This is a genomic window from Nocardia sp. NRRL WC-3656, assembly GCF_000720265.1.
Lineage (GTDB): Bacteria > Actinomycetota > Actinomycetes > Mycobacteriales > Mycobacteriaceae > Nocardia > Nocardia nova.
The window spans coordinates 1-17,065 of sequence record NZ_JOJF01000024.1 but is presented as its reverse complement, the minus strand read 5'-3'; the positions used below and the strand labels follow the sequence as shown (position 1 = coordinate 17,065).

Sequence of the window (17,065 nt, the reverse complement as noted above, 5' to 3'; positions counted from 1 at the left end):
AGGAGTACCCCAGATGTCCTACGCAGTGCTCGACAATATCGTCGCGATCGCCGAGGAGATTCGCGCCGGCGCCGAGGAGGGAGAGTCTCTCGGCCGGCTGCCCGATGATATGGCCAAGGGCCTCAAGGATGCCGGGCTGATCCGGCTGTTGCAGCGCAAGAAGTACAACGGTTTCGAAGCGCATCCGCGGGTGTTCGCCGAAACCGTGATGAAGACTGCGAGCATCTACGGTTCCGCGGGCTGGGTCGGCGGCATCGTCGGGGTTCATCCGTGGCAGTTGGCCTTCGCCGATCCGAAGGTGCAGGAGGAGGTCCTCGGCACCGACGGTGACACGTGGCAGGCGTCGCCGTATATGCCCGGCGGGGTGGCGGTGCCTCGCGACGGTGGCTATGTCCTCAACGGCCGGTGGCAGTTCTCCTCCGGCACCGATCATTGCGACTGGATCTTCCTCGGTGCGCTGGTCGGAGGGGACGACGGAAAACCGCTGATGCCGCCACAGGGACTGCATGTGATCCTGCCCCGCTCGGACTACGAAATCGTTCCGGACTCCTGGGACGTGGTCGGGCTGCGTGGCACCGGCAGCAAAGACATCATCGTCAAGGACGCGTTCATTCCGGACTACCGGGTGATGGATTCGGCGAAGGTCATCGACGGCACCGCGGCCAAGGAGTACGGGGTCACCGAGACGCTGTACAAGATGCCGTGGTCCACCATGTTCCCGCTGGGCATCACGTCGGCGACGATCGGTATCTGCGAGGGACTCCTGGCGGCCGGGATCGAGTATCAGCGCGACCGGGTCGGTGCGGCAGGCACGCTCGTCAAGGACGATCCCTATGTGCTGCACGCACTTTCAGAATCCGCGTCCGAGATCGACGCCGCCCGCCAGCAGCTGCTGGCCAACGTCGACCGCATCTACGACATGGTGGATCTCGGCGAGGAGATCGACTTCGAGACTCGGGCGAGGGTACGGCGCGACCAGGTACGTGCTGCCTGGCGGGCTGTTCGTGCCGCCGACGAGATTTTCGACCGGGCCGGCGGCAACGCCCTTCGTATGGACAAACCGCTGCAGCGGTTCTGGCGGGATGCACATGCCGGCCTCCATCACGCGATCCACGTCAGCAGCACCACCTATCACGCGGCGGCGATGGCCTCCCTGGGAGTCGAGGTGCCGCAGGGCCCGCTTCGCGTGATGATCTGATTCGTTTCCGGAAAGGAACATCTGCACCGATGACCGAAATCAAGGGACTCGGATACGTCCGAGTGCTCGCCACCGATATCGACCGCTGGCGCGAATTGGGTTTCGAGGTACTGGGATTCGCTCCCGGTTTCGGAGTCGAGACCGATGCGCTGCACTTCCGGATGGACGAGCGACCCGCGCGCATCACCGTGGAGCACGCCGACGTGGACCGTGTGAGCGCAGTCGGCTGGGAGGTCCGCGACGGCGCCGCGCTGCGGCGGTTGGCGGCGACGGTGGAGGCGGCCGGATTCGAGTACACGCCCATGTCGCAGGAGCTGGCCGATCGGCGCAAGGTCGAGGCGGGCTTCTGCTTGAAGGACCCCGGCGGCACGCCGCTCGAGTTCTTCCACGGGCCGGTGCTCGAACACAGCCCGGTGCTGACGAAGTACGGCCAGCGTTTCATCACCGGGCCGCAGGGCCTCGGGCATGTCGTCATGCCGACCACCCACTTCGACGAGTCCTACACCTTCTACACCGAAACGCTGGGTTTCCTGGCGCGGGGTGCCTTCCGGATGCCGTCGCCGCCGGATACGCCGCCGCAGCGGATCCGGTTCCTCGGAGTGAACCAGCGCCATCACAGCCTGGCGATCATGCCGAGCCTGGAGGGCCGCGACCCGGGCCTGATCCACGTCATGGTCGAGGTGGACGAACTGGACGCGGTGGGGCGCGCCTACGACCAGGTGATGGCCCGCGACTTCCCGGTGTCCTCGACGCTGGGCCGGCACACCAACGACAAGATGGTCTCGTTCTACGTGCGGGTGCCCGGCGGCTGGGATATCGAGTACGGCACCGGCGGCGTACTGGTCGACGAGACCTATTACACCGCCGAGGAGATCACCGCCGATAGCTACTGGGGCCACGAATGGATGTGGGCCCGGCAGCTGAAGCAGGCACAGCAGGCCGAAGCGCAGCAGGCGACCGCCGCCGTCTGACCAGCCGCGACCAACGTTCGCCGGTCGAAGTCGCACAGGTCGATCCCACTCAGCGGTGTTGCGGGCCCGGCCGGCCCGCTGGGTGGGAACGCGTCGTTTCCGGGGGAAGTTCGCCACTTACGGTGTGGCTCAATCGATCACCTCATCGAGGGAAGTGAATCCAGTGACAAATCAGGACAGCGAATTCGACGCCGTGGTCGTCGGGGCGGGGCTCTCCGGGCTCTACGCGGTGTACAAACTGCGCGGCCGCGGCATGCGCGTCCACGGCTTCGAATCCGCCGAGGGCGTGGGCGGAACGTGGTACCACAACCGATACCCAGGTGCGCGCTGCGATGTCGAAAGTATCGACTACTCATACTCTTTCGACGACGAACTCCAACAGGAGTGGACCTGGTCGGAACGGTTCGCCACGCAGGCGGAGATCCTGCGCTATCTCGAGCACGTCGCCGACCGGCACGATCTGCGCTCGGCCTACGACTTCCTGACTCGAGTGACCGCGACCGTCTACGACGAGCAGACGCAGCGCTGGACCATCTCCACCGACACCGGCCGCACCGTGACCGCGCGCTTCTGCATTCTGGCGACAGGAGTGTTGTCGGCGACGAACAAGCCCGACATCCCGGGCCGCGACACGTTCGCCGGGGAGAGCTACCACACCGGCGAATGGCCGCACGATCCGGTCGATTTCACCGGTAAGCGGATCGGCGTCATCGGCACCGGCTCCTCGGGTATCCAGGCCATCCCGGTGCTCGCCGAGCAGGCCGAACACCTCTATGTCTTCCAGCGCACCCCGAACTATTCGATTCCGGCAGGAAATCGGCCACTGGACCCGGAGTTCGTGGCCGAGGTGAAGGCCAACTACGCCGAACGGCGGCGACTGTCGCGCCGCAGCGGTGGCGGCACACCCAACAGTCCGCACCCGAAAGGGGCACTCGAAGTCGACGCCGCGGAGCGGACCAGGATCTACGACGAGTGGTGGCAGCGCGGGGGTTATCTGTTCGCCAAGGCCTTCCCGGACCAGACGACGAGCCTGGCCGCCAACGACACCGCGCGCGAGTACGTCGAGGCGAAGATCCGCGAGATGGTGCGCGATCCGCAGGTCGCCGATCAGCTCATCCCGAACGACCACCCCATCGGCACCAAGCGGATCGTCACCGACGACGGCTACTTCCACACCTACAACCGCGACAACGTCACCCTGGTGAATCTACGCAGCACCCCGATCGCCGAGATCACCGAGACCGGCGTGCGCACCACGGAGGCGTCCTACGACCTCGACGTGCTGATCTTCGCCACCGGTTTCGACGCGATGACGGGTTCTTTGTCGCGCATCGATATCCGGGGTCGCGGCGGCCGGGAGCTGTGTGAGGAGTGGGCGGCGGGACCGCGTACCTACCTCGGGCTGGCAATCGCCGGATTCCCCAACATGTTCATTCTCGCCGGCCCTGGAAGTCCCAGCGTGCTGGCCAATATGGTGTTGATGGCCGAACAACACGTCGACTGGATCAGCGACTGCCTGGACTACCTCGACGAGCATGGTTTCACCACGATCGAGGCCGATGAGGAATCGGTCGGCGAATGGGTGACCTCGTGCAACGAGGTCGCCGCGCGCACGTTGTTCCCCACTGCCAACTCCTGGTACATGGGCGCCAACATTCCCGGCAAGTCTCGCGTTTTCATGCCCTACATCGGCGGTTTCGGCAAATACAACGAGATCTGCGCGGAGGTCGCCGCGGCCGGCTACAAGGGCTTCGAACTGAGCGGCGCTCCGGCCCCGGCCGCCTCCTGATTCCGGCCGCAATTCCCGCGAACGGTGTGAGCGTGCCGTCGCGTACCCATCGAACGAAGTAAGGACGTGGTCTCTATGGGCGGACAACGACGGTCCGACCTGCATCCGGATGTCGAGGCGATGCTGTCGGCACTGGAATCGTTTCCGGATGTCACCGAGCACGACCCCGCCGAATTGCGCGAGATCATCGTGTCCCGGCGGGCTCCGCTGACACATATGCCCGCCATGCGTCTGGCAGAGGACCGGGTGATCGCGGGACCGGGCGGAGACCTGGCGCTGCGTCTGTACGTGCCGGAAATCGATGTGCCGAAAAAGATTCCGGTGGTCGTGTTCGCTCACGGCGGTGGTTTCGTCTTCTGCGATCTCGACAGTCACGACGAGTTCTGCCGATCGATGGCGCAAGCCGTCGGTGTCGCCGTGGTGTCGGTGGACTATCGGCGTGCTCCCGAGCATCCCGGCCCCGCGGCGATGGAGGACATGTACGCGGCGGTGCAGTGGGCCGCCGCCCATGCCGGCGAATTCGGCGGTGACGCAACTCGACTCGTTGTCGCCGGTGACAGCGCGGGCGGCAATCTGGCGGCGACGGTGAGCCTGGCCGCGCGCGATCGCGGCGGTCCGCGGATCGCGGGGCAGGTCCTGCTCTATCCGGTGATCGACGACGATTTCGGTACCGAGTCCTACCAGCGCTACGGCGAGGGGTACTACAACACGACCACGGCCATGCGCTGGTATTGGCAGCAGTACGCGCCGCAGGGCACCGACAGTCCGTATCTGGTGCCGAGCCGGGCCGAGTCCCTGGCCGGATTGCCGCCGGCGGTGGTGGCCACCGCCGAGTTGGACCCGCCGTGCTCGGCCGGTGAGGACTACGCGCGCCGTCTCGCCGATGCCGGGGTCGCGGTGACCGCCCACCGCTTCGACGGGCTGTTCCACGGATTTCTGACCTTCCCGAGCCTGTCACTGACCGAGCCTGCGCGCCAGCACCTTTGGCACCTGATGCGTGAGCTTCTCGCCTCGGCGGCGGTGCCCGATTCACTGTCCCAGTGATGCCCGATTCACTGTCCCATTGAGCGGAAGCGGTGGCCGAGCGGGACTGTTCGGCAGCCCACGATGGATGCGGGTGTGAACCCGGACACAGCGAATGCGGAAGGTAAGCATGACACAGCGACTCAGTGGCAAGAAAGCCCTGGTCACCGGTAGTAGCCGCGGAATCGGACGAGCGATCGCGCAGCGTCTGGCGGCTGAGGGCGCGACGGTGGTGGTCACCGCGCGATCACATGCGCCGAGCCCGGCGGTGCGTGCGGGCGCGACCCATCTGCTGGCCGGTTCGCTGGACGAAACCGTGCAGTTGATCGAGGCCGCGGGTGGCCGCGCGGTGGCGATCCCGGCCGACCTCGAGGACGCCGAACAACGCGGCCGGCTGATCGACACAGTCGTCGCGGAACTCGGCGGCATCGACATCCTGGTCAACAACGCCGGTTTCGCCGATTACAGCTCGATCGAGCAGATGAGCGACGCGACGTTCCATCGGACCGTGCAGCACTATCTCGAAGTGCCGTTCGTACTGAGCCGGGCGGCGATTCCCCATCTGCGCAAACAGGGCGCCGGCTGGATCGTCAACATCGGTTCCTCGACCGGGCTGAGTCCGATCCGGCCGTTCCGCGAGTACAACAAGACCTCTGGTGATGTCGTCTACGCCTCCGCCAAGGCCGCGCTGCATCGTTTCACGCAAGGCCTGGCGGCGGAGCTGCTCGACGACGGGATCGCGGTCAACGCGGTCGGCCCGTCGACGGCGATCATGACTCCGGGTGCGTCGGCACTGCTGCCCGAAGGCTACGAGACCGAGCCGGTGGAGTACCTGGCGCAAACCGTGCTCGAGATGTGCACGGTGCCGGCGGCCGACCGCACCGGCCTGCTGGCCTTCAGCCTCCATTACCCGTATACGACGCACACTCCGGTGATGTCGCTGGACGGTGGCACCGAATTGCCACGGCGAGAACCACCTTCGTGGGCGAACCCGAACATTCTTCCGGAGGGCGTGTGATGACCGCGGCCGCCCGGGAACGATTCTCGCGGGGCACCGCGGTGGTGACCGGCGCTGCAGCCGGTATCGGCCGTGGCCTGGCTCGACATCTCGGCAGCCTCGGCATGACCGTGGTCGTCGCCGATATCGATGCCGGTCGTGCGGCAGAGGTCGCGGCCGCGATCGTCGCCGAGGGCGGCGGTGCCGAAGGGTACGGGGTAGATGTGGCCGACGAGGCCGCCGTCGACACCATGGCGGCCGCGATCTTCGACCGGCACGGCAGCGTCGAGCTGCTGATCAACAATGCCGGAGTGGAGTCCTCGGGACTGCTCTGGGAGATCGACCCGGCCCGATGGCGGCGGGTGATGCAGATCAACGTCGACGGCGTCTTCTACTGCCTGAAGTCCTTTGTGCCGCACATGATTCGAGTCGGATCCCCGTCGTGCATCGCGAACCTGTCCTCGGTGGGCGGCCTCAACACCGTCGCCGTGCAGTCGCCGTACATCGTGAGCAAATTCGCGGTGCAGGCGATGACGGAATGCCTGCATCAGGATCTGTCGATCATCGGCGCGCCGATCCAGGTCAGTGCCGTGGTGCCGCATTCGATCCGCAGCGAGATCTTCCTCGCCGCGCAGCGCGAAGCACCCACGTCGGATCCCACCGCCAATGCGGTGTTCGCCGCCATGCAGCGCGACAACGTCGAAAAGGGACTCGACCCGCTCGCGGCGGCCGAGCACATGGTCGAACAGATCGCCCGCGGGCAGTTCTGGGTCTTCTCCGACGACGAGATGTGCACGGCGTCGTCGACCAGGCGTGGCGACCAACTGCTGAATCTGCGCCCGCCCGCGAATCCACGAGACATGCTCGCCCGGATGGGCGTGCCACTCCCGGAAGGTAACTCATGACAGAGACCATCGTCACCGGCGTCCCATCTTCCTCCGACGCTACCGCCGCCTCCGATCCGGAGGCCGCACTCCACCGGGCCATCGACGAGTGCGAGGTGGCGCCGCTGCTCATGTCGATGGTGCACGTAACCGGCGACGTGGGACTGCTCGACGAATTCGGTCCGCGCCTGACGATCGAGGAGCCGGGCAATCACTACCGCACCGGCACGCGTCCGACGGTCCCGCCCGGCACCTATCCCGACGATGTCGCCGCCGACGTCCGCGCCCGTGCCCGCGCGGTCTTGACGCCGGAGTCGGTTGCGGCCCTGGATGTTCCGGATGACGAGTTGTTTCAGCGGATGGCGACCGTCTGCACTGCGCAGCGGGTGGACGACGAATTCGTGCCGATCCTGCTGGAACAGGCCGGATTCACCAAGGATCGGCGCCACGTCCCGGTGACGGTCACCCCGCCCGCGGACTTCGACGTCGTCGTGATCGGCGCCGGGATCGTCGGTATCAACGCCGGAATCAAGTTGGCGGAAGCGGGTTTTCCGTTCACCATCTTCGAGGAGCGCGACGATATCGGCGGCACCTGGCAGCGCAACACCTATCCCGGCGCGGCCGTGGACACCCCGAGTCACTACTACTCCTATTCGTTCGAGCTGAACCCGAACTGGTCGCGGTATTACCCGACCGGACCGGAATATCAGGACTATCTGCTCGGCGTGGTCGAGAAGTACCGGCTGCGCGAGCACATCCGATTCGGCACCCGCGTCCGTTCGGCCACCTGGCTGGAGCAGGAGAATCGGTGGGCGGTCGTCACCGAGGATCGCAGCGGTGCGGTGACCCACCATCGCGCCCGCGCGGTGATCACCGCACTGGGAATGCTCAATGCTCCCAACATCCCGGATGTGCCGGGTATGGACACCTTCGCCGGGACGCTGGTGCACACCGCCGAATGGGATACCGGGATCGATCTGCGCGGCAAGCGCGTGATCGTGCTCGGCACCGGCTGCACCTCCGTGCAGGTCGTAGCGAGCATCGTGGACCAGGTCGAGACCCTGGACGTGGTGGTGCGCAGCCCACATTGGCTCGTCCCGGAGAAGACGGTCGGTGGCGACGTCCCGGTCGGCGAGAAGTGGGCGATGGCCCATCTGCCTTTCTACGACAAGTGGTTCCGGCTACGTACCTATTGGTTTGCCTCCGACAACCTGTACCCGCTGCCGCGTATCGACAAGAAATGGGCGGCCACCCACCTGTCCGCATCGCCGGCCAACGACATGGTCCTGCGCACCGCGCAGGAGTATCTGCGCAACAGCTTCCCGGACCGGCCGGATCTGATCGAGAAGCTCACCCCGGACTTCCGTCCCTACGCCAAGCGGATCGTCAAAGACCCTGGATTCTTCAAGGCGCTGAACCGCGACCACGTGCAGCTGCACCGGGCCTCGTTCGAGCGAATCACACCCGACGGTGTCGTGACCACCGAGGGCACCGTCATTCCCGCCGACGTGATCATCCTCGCGACCGGATTCGAACTGCAGTTCACCACCACGATCGACATCGCCGGCCGCGACGGCGCGACCCTGGCGCAGATCTGGAAAGGCGGCGAGGACCCGCGGGCATACCTGGGAGTGCAGGTTTCCGGATTCCCGAACCTGTTCATCACCGCCGGGCCGAACTCCGCGCCCAATCACGGTGCTGGACACAACATTACCGGTGAGGAACAGGTCCACTACATCATCGAGTGCCTGCAGTACTTGCTCGAGAACGACCACGCCGCGATGGATGTCGAGCAGCGGGCGCAGGACGAGTACAACGAGCGCGTCGACGAGGCGCTCGACGAGACCGTATGGGTGCACCCCGGCGCGCAGGTCAACGGGTACTACCGCAATTCCGCGGGGCGTGCGGTCGTGCCGTGCCCGTGGCGGCTGGTCGACTACTGGACCATGCTGCGCGCCCCGCACCCCGAGGATCTGACCTTCCTGCCGCATCGAAAGGCATTGTCGTGAACGCGAATTCGATTCCCGATGTTCTCGCCCCGGCTCGGCTGGGCCCGGTGACGCTGCGCAACCGAACCATCAAATCCGCGACCTTCGAGCACATGGCCCCGGGTGCGCTGGTCAGCGATCAGCTCATCGAATTCCACCGGCAGGTCGCCGCTGGAGGAGTCGGGATGACGACGGTCGCCTATTGCGCGGTGGCGCCGGAAGGTCGTACCGAGGCCGATCAGCTCTGGATGCGCGACGAGGCGATACCCGGCCTGCGCCGGCTCACCGACGCTGTCCATGCCGAGGGGGCGGCAGCGTCGGCCCAGATCGGTCACGCCGGACCGGTGGCGAACGCGAAATCCAACGGCTACCCGGCATTGTCGGCGTCGCGGCGGATCAGCCCGATGGGTCCGCAGCTCACCCATGCCGCGACACTCGCCGATATCGCCCGGATCCGCACCGCTCACGGCACCGCGACCCGGCTGGCGATCGAATCGGGATTCGACGCCGTGGAAATCCATTTCGGCCACAACTACTTCGCGAGTTCGTTCCTGAGCCCTGCCCTGAACCGGCGCAAGGACTCCTACGGTGGCTCACTGCGCAATCGCGCCCGCCTCGTTCGCGAGGTCGCCGCGGAGGTGCGCGAGGCCGCCGGGGACCGCATCGCGGTACTGGCCAAACTGAACATGGACGACGGTGTGCCGGGCGGGTTCTGGCTCGACGAGGCAATCCAGGTCGCGCAGTGGCTGGAAGCCGACGGCAGTCTGGACGCCATCGAACTCACCATCGGCAGTTCCCTGCTGAACCCGATGTATTTGTTCAAAGGTGAGGCCCCGCTGAACGAATTCGCCGCGGTCATGTCGCCGCTGATGCGGTTCGGTGTGAAGGTCGCGGGCAAATTCTTCCTGCACGACTATCCGTACGAAGATCTGTTCATGCTCGACGCGGCGCGCCAGATCCGGGCGAACGTGTCTATGCCGCTCGTGTTGCTCGGTGGCATCACGGACAAGGCCGCTATGGACACCGCGATGGCCGAGGGATTCGAATTCGTAGCGATGGCTCGCGCCCTACTGCGCGAGCCGGATCTGATCAACCGGATCGCGAAGGATAACAAGACGAAGTCGTTGTGCATCCACTGCAACAAGTGCATGCCGACGATCTTCTACGACACCCACTGCGTACTGGCCGTGCCGCAATCGGCCGCGCGATGACCATGCGTCCGCTCGACTGCGAGCAGCGCGGCCGGCGCGTGCTGATCGAGAAGTTCAGTGCGGCCCACACGTCGGTTCAGTGGACCGGTGAGGCCGGGCGGTGCCCGGTGATCGCGGCCCAGGGCCGGGGTGTGGGCATCAGGAACGCGGCTGCGATGTTCTGCGTCGCCGGATCGACCGCGCGGTGCGCGAACACGCCCTTCCGGAATCCAGAATTCAACTGCCGACCGGTGACGATATCCCGCGGCTGCACTGAGAAACGCGCGCCGGGTGAGCCCGCGACTACGCGGGCGCACCCGGCCTGAGCGCTTACGAGACAGAGTCCGATTCTGCTGCGGGCAGCGCCTGCTTGCACCATGCCAGCTCGGCTTCGCTGAGAGTGCCGAGTTCCATGGCACGTCGGCACCACTCGGGAACGAGCCGGACGAATTCGGCGGGATCGTAGATATCTTCCTCTTCGGAAAACTTTCCATTCCCGGCGTAGGTCAGAATGCTGATGTTGTCGGCGCCCATCTGCGAGCCGTCACCCGGATCGCGCATCAGATTGTTCAGCTTCACCACGATCACGCCGTTGACGTCGTCGATCAGATGCCAATAATCGGGAAACGAGGTCATCGCGGAGCCCGGAAACTGCGCGAGGGTCGGCTCGGCCCAGGCCCAGATGGCGTCGGGGCCTTTCAGAACTCCGACCATTTGCTCGTGATATTCGGCGTCGGGGGTGAACAGGTCGACGAATTCGCGCCAGCTGCCCGTGCCCGAGGCCGCGCGGGTGACCGTCGCATGCCAGGTCTGAAACGCCGATTCCAGTTCTTCTCTGCTCCACGTGTTACTCATGTCCGGACGCTAACCGGGCACCGGACGGTGCGACAGAACCGTTTCCGCTCAGCGGAATTCGCGGGCTCTCCCACTGAATGGAAGACCACGTTCGACTGCCGTTCGCGCGAATCTAGGTTGGGGCAATCCGTCCCACCCTGAGAGTGGAGTTCCGAATCATGGCGAAGAAGCCGATGCCCCCGCTCACGACCGCCCACGAGGTGATCGTCGACCTACTGGTCGTCGGTTCCGGCACTGGTATGGCCGCGGCGCTGGCGGCCCACGAACAGGGGCTGTCGAGTGTGATCGTCGAGAAAACCGCTTATGTGGGTGGTTCGACCGCGCGGTCCGGTGGTGCGTTCTGGATTCCGGGTAACTCCAGCCTGCCCGATTCGGACCCCGATCTGGCCGAGGCGCGCGCATATCTGCGGTCGGTCGTTGGTGATACCGCTCCTGCCGAGCGTGGTCAGGCTTTCCTCGATGCCGGTGCCGCGGCGGTCGAGATGCTCGAGCGGACCACGCCGATGCGATTCTTCTGGGCGAAGGGCTATTCGGACTACCACCCGGAGGAGCCCGGCGGCCGGGCAGAGGGCCGGACGTGCGAGTGCCGCCCGTTCGATGCCTCGATCCTGGGGGAGCAGCGTCCGCGGCTGCGCCCCGGTGTGATGGAGGCACCGGTGCCGATGCCGGTCACCGGCGCGGACTACAAGTGGATGAATCTTGTTGCGCGCAAACCGATCAAGGCGTTCTCGCGCATTCTGCGGCGGGCGGCCCTCGGTATCGGCGGCATGGTGATCGGACGCGAATATCTGGCCGGGGGACAGGCTTTGGCAGCGGGTCTGTTCGCGGGCGTGCTGCGAGCGGGAATTCCGGTGTGGACCGAGACCAGCCTGGTCCGGCTGATTCGTGACGGCGACCGGGTCGCCGGCGCGGTGGTGCGCCAAGGTGATCGTGAGGTCACGGTGACCGCGCGGCGAGGGGTGGTGCTGGCCGCTGGAGGCTTCGATCACCATATGGCCGCTCGGTACAAGTTCCAGTCGCCGCGGCTCGACGCCGACGCCAGTCTGGGATCCGAGGGCAACACCGGTGACGCCATCACCGCGGCCCAGGAACTCGGTGCCGGGACCGCACTGATGGATCAGGCATGGTGGTTTCCCGCTTTCGCGCCACTGCCCGGCGCGGCGCCGCTGGTCATGCTCGCCGAACGCTCGCTGCCGGGCTCGTTCGTCGTCGATCAGATCGGCCGGCGCTTCGTGAACGAGGCGATGGACTACATGTCGTTCGGACAGGCCCTGCTGTCGCGGGAGCGGCGAGGAGATCCGGCCGAACAGATGTGGCTGGTATTCGATCAGCGCTACCGCAACAATTATATCCTTGCCGGACAGTACTTTCCCCGCCAGCCCCTTCCGCAGGCCTGGTTCGAGTCCGGTATCGCCCACCGTGCCGACGATCCCGCTGCACTTGCACGGGCTATCGGGGTACCCGAGGACGCGTTCACCGAGACCTTCCAGAATATGAACCGCTACGCCGAGACCGGAACCGATCCGGAATTCGCGCGCGGGGCAAGCGCCTACGACCGTTATTACGGCGATCCCACCGTTTCGCCGAACCCGAATCTGGCACCGCTGCGGAAAGCCCCGTACTACGCGGTCAAGATGATTCTCAGCGATCTGGGCACCTGCGGTGGGGTGGTCGCCGACCAGGACGCGCGGGTCCTGCGTGAAGACGGCGGCGTCATCGAAGGGCTGTACGCGATCGGCAACACCGCCGCGAACGCCTTCGGCGCCAGCTATCCCGGAGCCGGGGCGACCATCGGCCAGGGGCTGGTCTTCGGGTACATCGCCGCGCGCCACGCCGCGCAGGAGACGACCGAGCCGGCCTAGACGACAATGGTTCGGCTCGCTCGCGCGAGCCGAACCGTTTTACTGAAAAGCGCTCTACTCCAACGTATATCGATGAAAACGATCGGCGCCGGCAGCCGGCACGGGCCGCTGTCGGCCGATCCGGAGGCGGCATGAACGACACGACCGAAGAGTGGCTGGGACGACAAGACAAGGTTGTGCTCATCACCGGAGCGTTCCGCGGCCAAGGTGCCGCACACGCGCACCGATTCTCGATGCTCGGCGCCCGGGTCGTACTGGGCGACACCGGACAGGAGCAGCAGTAATGGCCCGCGCATCGGACAACGGCGGACTCGCGGCCTCGGACTACAAGGCGGTGCTGGGCCATTTCTGCAGCGGGGTCACCGTGATCACAGCGATCTCCGCCGGCGAACCCGTCGGATTTACTTGCCAGTCGTTTTCGTCACTGTCCCTGGATCCGCCGCTGATCTGTTTCTGCCCGGCCCGCACCTCCTCGACCTGGCCACATATCCGGGAATCCGGACAGTTCTGTGTGAACATCCTCGCTGCCGACCAGCAAGGGTTGTGCCGGCAGTTCGCGATGAGCGGCGCCGACAAATTCGCCGGAATCACCTGGCATCCCGCGGCGAACGGCGCTCCCAGGCTGGAGGGAGCGATCGCGTCACTGACCTGCGCGCTGGAGCGTGAGGTCGACGGTGGTGATCACACCATCGTGATCGGCCGGGTGATCGAAGCGGACGTGCAGCACGCGGGCCCTCCGCTGCTGTTTCATGCGCTCCGCATTCAAACAGCTGGCCCCCGAACCCGATCCACGGTCCAGCACATGGATGCCACTGGACACCTGGCGGTGGGGGTGAGGCAGCACGGTTTTCGAGGAATCGAACTATGCATGCCTCATCGACGGTGTCGAACACCGGACTCCGCAACGCATCGGCCTGTCCGACGGGCCCCGCACGCGCGCGGTACCGAATTCTCCTGTGTGGCAATCAGTTTCACGTATTTATCACCTCGGATTCGTGGTCGACGACCTCGCGGCGGTCTCCGCGATGGCCTCGGACGAGGACAACAGCGTCGCGGGGATGGATACGACCGCGCTGATACCGCCGTACTCGGATTCGGTCAGCCGCACCGACAGTCCGTGCTGTCCGGCGAGTGCGGCCACCACGAACAGGCCTAGGCGGAAATCGCCGGTCAGTGCGGCGATGCCGAAATCCGGTGCCGCCGAGAGAAGCTCGTTGCGCCGCCCCAATTCTGCGGGCTCCATGCCGAGCCCTTGGTCGCACACCGCCAAGCGCACATCGCCACCGATCACGCGGCCGTCGACGCGCACCCGCGACTGTGGCGGGGAGAACGCGGTGGCGTTGTCCATCAGTTCCGCCAGCAGGTGAACGACGTCGGCGACCACGTGGCCGGCGATTCGCACATCGGGCAGTCGGGTGATGTCCACGCGCTGGTAGTCGGTGGTTTCGGCCGCGGCGCTGCGCACGATGTCGAACAACGACACCGGATTGCGCCAGCGCCGGGCGGGGCGTTCCCCACCGAGGATGATCAGGTTTTCGGCATTGCGTCTGGCGCGGGTCGCCAGGTGGTCCAGTGCGAACAGGGTCTGCAGATAGTTCGGATCATCGGCGTCGCGTTCTGCCTGGTCGAGCACCTCGAGCTGCCGGTGCACCACCAACTGGCTCCGGTGGGCGATGTTGACGAAGACAGCCCGGACGCCGTTACGGGTCGCAGCCTCCGAAGCGGCAGCCGATATCGCCGCGAACTGTGCCTGGTTGAAGGCGGCGGCCACATCCCCGATCTCGTCGGCGCCCGGATCGAGTCGGACGACTTCATTGTCGATCTGCACCTGCTCTCCACGGCGTAAACGGCTCATGATGGCGGGCAGGCGCCGCTCTGCCAGATCGGTGGTGTCGGTGCGCAGGCGCACCAGCCGGCGAGCCAGCCGGTCCGCGGCGACGAGCGCGGCCGCGACCGCGATCACCGCGATGGCAACCGCCGCGAAAGCGGCGAGCATCGAGCCGTGCGAGATCCGGTCACCGGCCGCTTGCGCCGACGCCCCGGCGGCGGCATTCTGCGCGCGCCAGAGTTCGAGTAGTCCGGATGTTGCGTGCGCGGCTGCTTCCGATGCGGCGTCGCCGACGATGCCGGCTCCGGGCGCGGCAGCGATCAGCGCATCTTCGGCGGCGATGGTTGTGCGCCAGTCGCCGCTGTCGGACAACGCGCGCAGCCTGTCTCGCTGCGGATCGGAAAGCTGCGCTGCCAAGTGGTCCAACGCGATCCGGTAGTAGCCGACCTCACGGGTGAAACGCTGCAGCTGTTCGGCGGTGAATCCGCGGGGTGTGGCCGCTGCGGCCAGCGCGTGAGCCCGGGACATCGCCTCTACCGCGCGAAACATGGACAGCCCGGTACTCAATTCCCGAGCGGTGGCCGTATCGGGCGCGCGCTGCGCGGCGACGGCCGATCCGGTGGTGATGACCTCGACTGCTCGGTTGTAGTAATCGTAGGCATCGTCGGCGTTCAGCGTGCCGGCGTCGATGCCCGAGCGGGTGGCGGGCAGCTTCGCGAGTACCGTCACGGAGTTGCCGAGGACGTCGCGGAATCCGGTGGGATCGATAGCGGCCAGCGCCTCGCCCATGGGAGTGAGATCGGCAAGCGCGTGGTCGACGTGCGCGCGTGCCGATGCCAGAGTCGGGACCGGCTGTGCCCGCTGGGCGGCCACCATGGTCAGCTGCCGTTCCTGTTGCATCGCTTCGACCATGGTGACCACCGGCTCGAGTGCGCGACGGTTCTGGGCCGCCCAATCACGGGCGTGCTGGCCGGTTTGCAGGAAGTGGCCTGCAGCGCCTACGGCGACGAGCAACAACGACAAACAGGGAATGGCCGCCACCGCGACGACGCGGGTGCGGATGCCGATCCGGGGCCTGAACACGGCCGAACGCTAAGGTGGCCACGCCGGCTCCCGGAGTCGGAATCCCGTTGAGCGGAAGTATTTTCGAAATCGCCTCCGGAATTGCTTCCGACCGCCTGTCACATGTGGGAGCCGCCGTCGATGCGGAGTTCGGCGCCGGTGACGAAGTATGCGTCAGCGCAGGCCAGCATCGCGACCACCGCGGCCACCGCGTCCGGCTGGGCGAAAATGGCGCCGTCGGGAAGCGGCAGCATCGGGGCGGTCTTGCCGAACAGGGCGAAGTCGGCGTCGGCGGGTAGGCCAGGGCCCACGCTCTGCTTGGCTTCGCCGGTGCCGTCGGTCATACCCGACGAGATCGAGCCCGGCTGAACGGAATTGAAGCGGATGCCCTGCTTGCTGAATTCCATGGCCAGTGCGTGGGTCATCGCCTGGATACCGCCCTTCGAGGCCGCGTAGGCCGACATATATGGATGAGCGAACTGCGCCGAGGTGGAGCTGAAGTTCACCACCGCCGGGCCGGTACCCTCGCGCAGTGCCGGCAGGGCTTCCCGGATCACCAGGAAGGTGCCGATGAGATTGATTCGGATCACCTGTTCGAAGTCGGCCACGGTGGTCTGCTCGAAGTGTGCCGAGCGCAGAATCCCTGCCGCGTTCACCAGTGCGTCGAGGCCGTCGAGCTCCCGGACCGCTTCGGCTACACCGGTTTTCACCGACTCCTCGGTACCGATGTCCATGACGACGGTGGTCAGGCGCTCTGCGTCGTCGCCTGCTTTGGCGTGCGTGTCCTTCAGGCCGTCGGCGCTGATGTCCGCGGCCGCGACCCGGCCGCCCTCGGACAAAATGCGCAGAACCGTCGCCTGTCCGATTCCGGATCCGGCCCCCGTCACCAGGACTCGGCGGTCGGCGTAGCGCTGCAGGGTAGTCATTGTGGTGGTACTCCTTTGTTCGTCACCGATGCGCTCAGCATGCTCAGGCGCAGCGATTGTTCAATAGGGTGATTTCACTGGCCGGGATACTGGTTGCGATGCGCCGCGATCCAGTCGGTGATTGTGCGTATCGTCGCAGTGAAGGCGGGGTGCTTCGGCCGGTGTACTCGGTATCGCCGATGCTGTAAGCGACCGAAAGCGTTGAGCTGCGGAAAGGGTCGTCGTCCCGGTCGTAGGCGTATGACTTCCTGCCCCGGAGGACGTGGAGGTCGATAAGGGTGACCACTCTTCCGCTGAGCGGGAAATTCGCTCAGCGCCTTCGTATCACGCCGGTAACGTCCGCCGGGCGAGCAGATTCGGGAGGTCGCGAAACGCCGCACCCTGTCCGGGAGAAGCGCAGCGGAGCCGGCCGAAGGCGGCGCGGACACCTTGCGGGCCCGACATTTGATTCGCCCTGCCGCGCCGGGCGATGCGCAGCGACAGATGGAAGGA

13 protein-coding genes and 1 pseudogene are annotated in these 17,065 nt (G+C 66.0%); 11 read left to right on the top strand and 3 right to left on the bottom strand.

The window, feature by feature from the left end:
* The first annotated feature begins 13 nt into the window (after positions 1-13).
* From IG65_RS0125995 to IG65_RS0125960, 8 genes are all read left to right on the top strand, one after another.
* Complete coding sequence (locus IG65_RS0125995) at positions 14-1,198, top strand: acyl-CoA dehydrogenase family protein (protein ID WP_030517580.1); 1,185 nt, start codon at positions 14-16, stop codon at positions 1,196-1,198.
* A gap of 29 nt (positions 1,199-1,227) precedes the next feature.
* Positions 1,228-2,169 carry a VOC family protein gene (locus IG65_RS0125990; protein ID WP_030517579.1) on the top strand — a complete coding sequence of 314 codons (942 nt, stop codon included), beginning with the start codon at positions 1,228-1,230 and terminating at the stop codon, positions 2,167-2,169.
* A 163-nt stretch (positions 2,170-2,332) separates the two neighbouring features.
* Positions 2,333-3,958 (top strand): NAD(P)/FAD-dependent oxidoreductase, encoded by a 1,626-nt coding sequence (locus tag IG65_RS0125985; protein ID WP_030517578.1) that lies wholly within the window; start codon positions 2,333-2,335, stop codon positions 3,956-3,958.
* 75 nt (positions 3,959-4,033) lie between these two features.
* Entirely contained in the window at positions 4,034-5,002 is a 969-nt protein-coding gene (locus IG65_RS0125980; RefSeq protein ID WP_030517577.1) for an alpha/beta hydrolase, read from the top strand.
* Between the two features lie 109 nt (positions 5,003-5,111).
* Positions 5,112-5,999: an SDR family NAD(P)-dependent oxidoreductase gene (locus IG65_RS0125975; protein ID WP_030517576.1), complete on the top strand. Its 888-nt coding sequence runs from the start codon at positions 5,112-5,114 to the stop codon at positions 5,997-5,999.
* Entirely contained in the window at positions 5,999-6,883 is an 885-nt protein-coding gene (locus IG65_RS0125970) for an SDR family NAD(P)-dependent oxidoreductase (RefSeq protein ID WP_030517575.1), read from the top strand. The genes IG65_RS0125975 and IG65_RS0125970 overlap by 1 nt, the downstream gene beginning before the upstream one ends.
* On the top strand, positions 6,880-8,871 hold the full coding sequence (locus tag IG65_RS0125965) for an NAD(P)/FAD-dependent oxidoreductase (protein WP_030517574.1): 1,992 nt from the start codon (positions 6,880-6,882) through the stop codon (positions 8,869-8,871). The genes IG65_RS0125970 and IG65_RS0125965 overlap by 4 nt, the downstream gene beginning before the upstream one ends.
* Positions 8,868-10,061: an NADH:flavin oxidoreductase gene (locus IG65_RS0125960; protein WP_030517573.1), complete on the top strand. Its 1,194-nt coding sequence runs from the start codon at positions 8,868-8,870 to the stop codon at positions 10,059-10,061. Before IG65_RS0125965 ends, IG65_RS0125960 begins: the two co-directional genes overlap by 4 nt.
* A 309-nt stretch (positions 10,062-10,370) precedes the next feature.
* Here IG65_RS0125960 and IG65_RS0125950 read toward each other — a convergent pair whose 3' ends face one another.
* Positions 10,371-10,895 carry a nuclear transport factor 2 family protein gene (locus IG65_RS0125950; protein ID WP_030517572.1) on the bottom strand — a complete coding sequence of 175 codons (525 nt, stop codon included), beginning with the start codon at positions 10,893-10,895 and terminating at the stop codon, positions 10,371-10,373.
* Positions 10,896-11,053: 158 nt separating this feature from the next.
* On the opposite strand from IG65_RS0125950, the gene IG65_RS0125945 reads away from it, so the two are divergent.
* The 3 genes and pseudogenes from IG65_RS0125945 to IG65_RS37105 form a co-directional block, all read left to right on the top strand.
* Positions 11,054-12,757 (top strand): 3-ketosteroid-delta-1-dehydrogenase, encoded by a 1,704-nt coding sequence (locus IG65_RS0125945; protein ID WP_030517571.1) that lies wholly within the window; start codon positions 11,054-11,056, stop codon positions 12,755-12,757.
* Between the two features lie 131 nt (positions 12,758-12,888).
* Complete coding sequence (locus IG65_RS37960) at positions 12,889-13,041, top strand: hypothetical protein (RefSeq protein ID WP_156055763.1); 153 nt, start codon at positions 12,889-12,891, stop codon at positions 13,039-13,041.
* Positions 13,041-13,463, top strand: a pseudogene (locus tag IG65_RS37105) (flavin reductase family protein); the annotation flags it as partial. The gene IG65_RS37960 and the pseudogene IG65_RS37105, both read left to right, overlap by 1 nt.
* 276 nt (positions 13,464-13,739) lie before the next feature.
* Here the strand turns inward: IG65_RS37105 and IG65_RS0125925 are convergent.
* Together IG65_RS0125925 and IG65_RS0125920 are read right to left on the bottom strand one after the other, a co-directional pair.
* A complete protein-coding gene (locus tag IG65_RS0125925; RefSeq protein ID WP_051756881.1) occupies positions 13,740-15,668 on the bottom strand; it encodes an ATP-binding protein in 1,929 nt (642 codons plus the stop codon).
* Positions 15,669-15,766: 98 nt separating this feature from the next.
* Positions 15,767-16,573 (bottom strand): SDR family NAD(P)-dependent oxidoreductase, encoded by an 807-nt coding sequence (locus IG65_RS0125920; RefSeq protein ID WP_030517568.1) that lies wholly within the window; start codon positions 16,571-16,573, stop codon positions 15,767-15,769.
* Between the last annotated feature and the right edge of the window lie 492 nt (positions 16,574-17,065).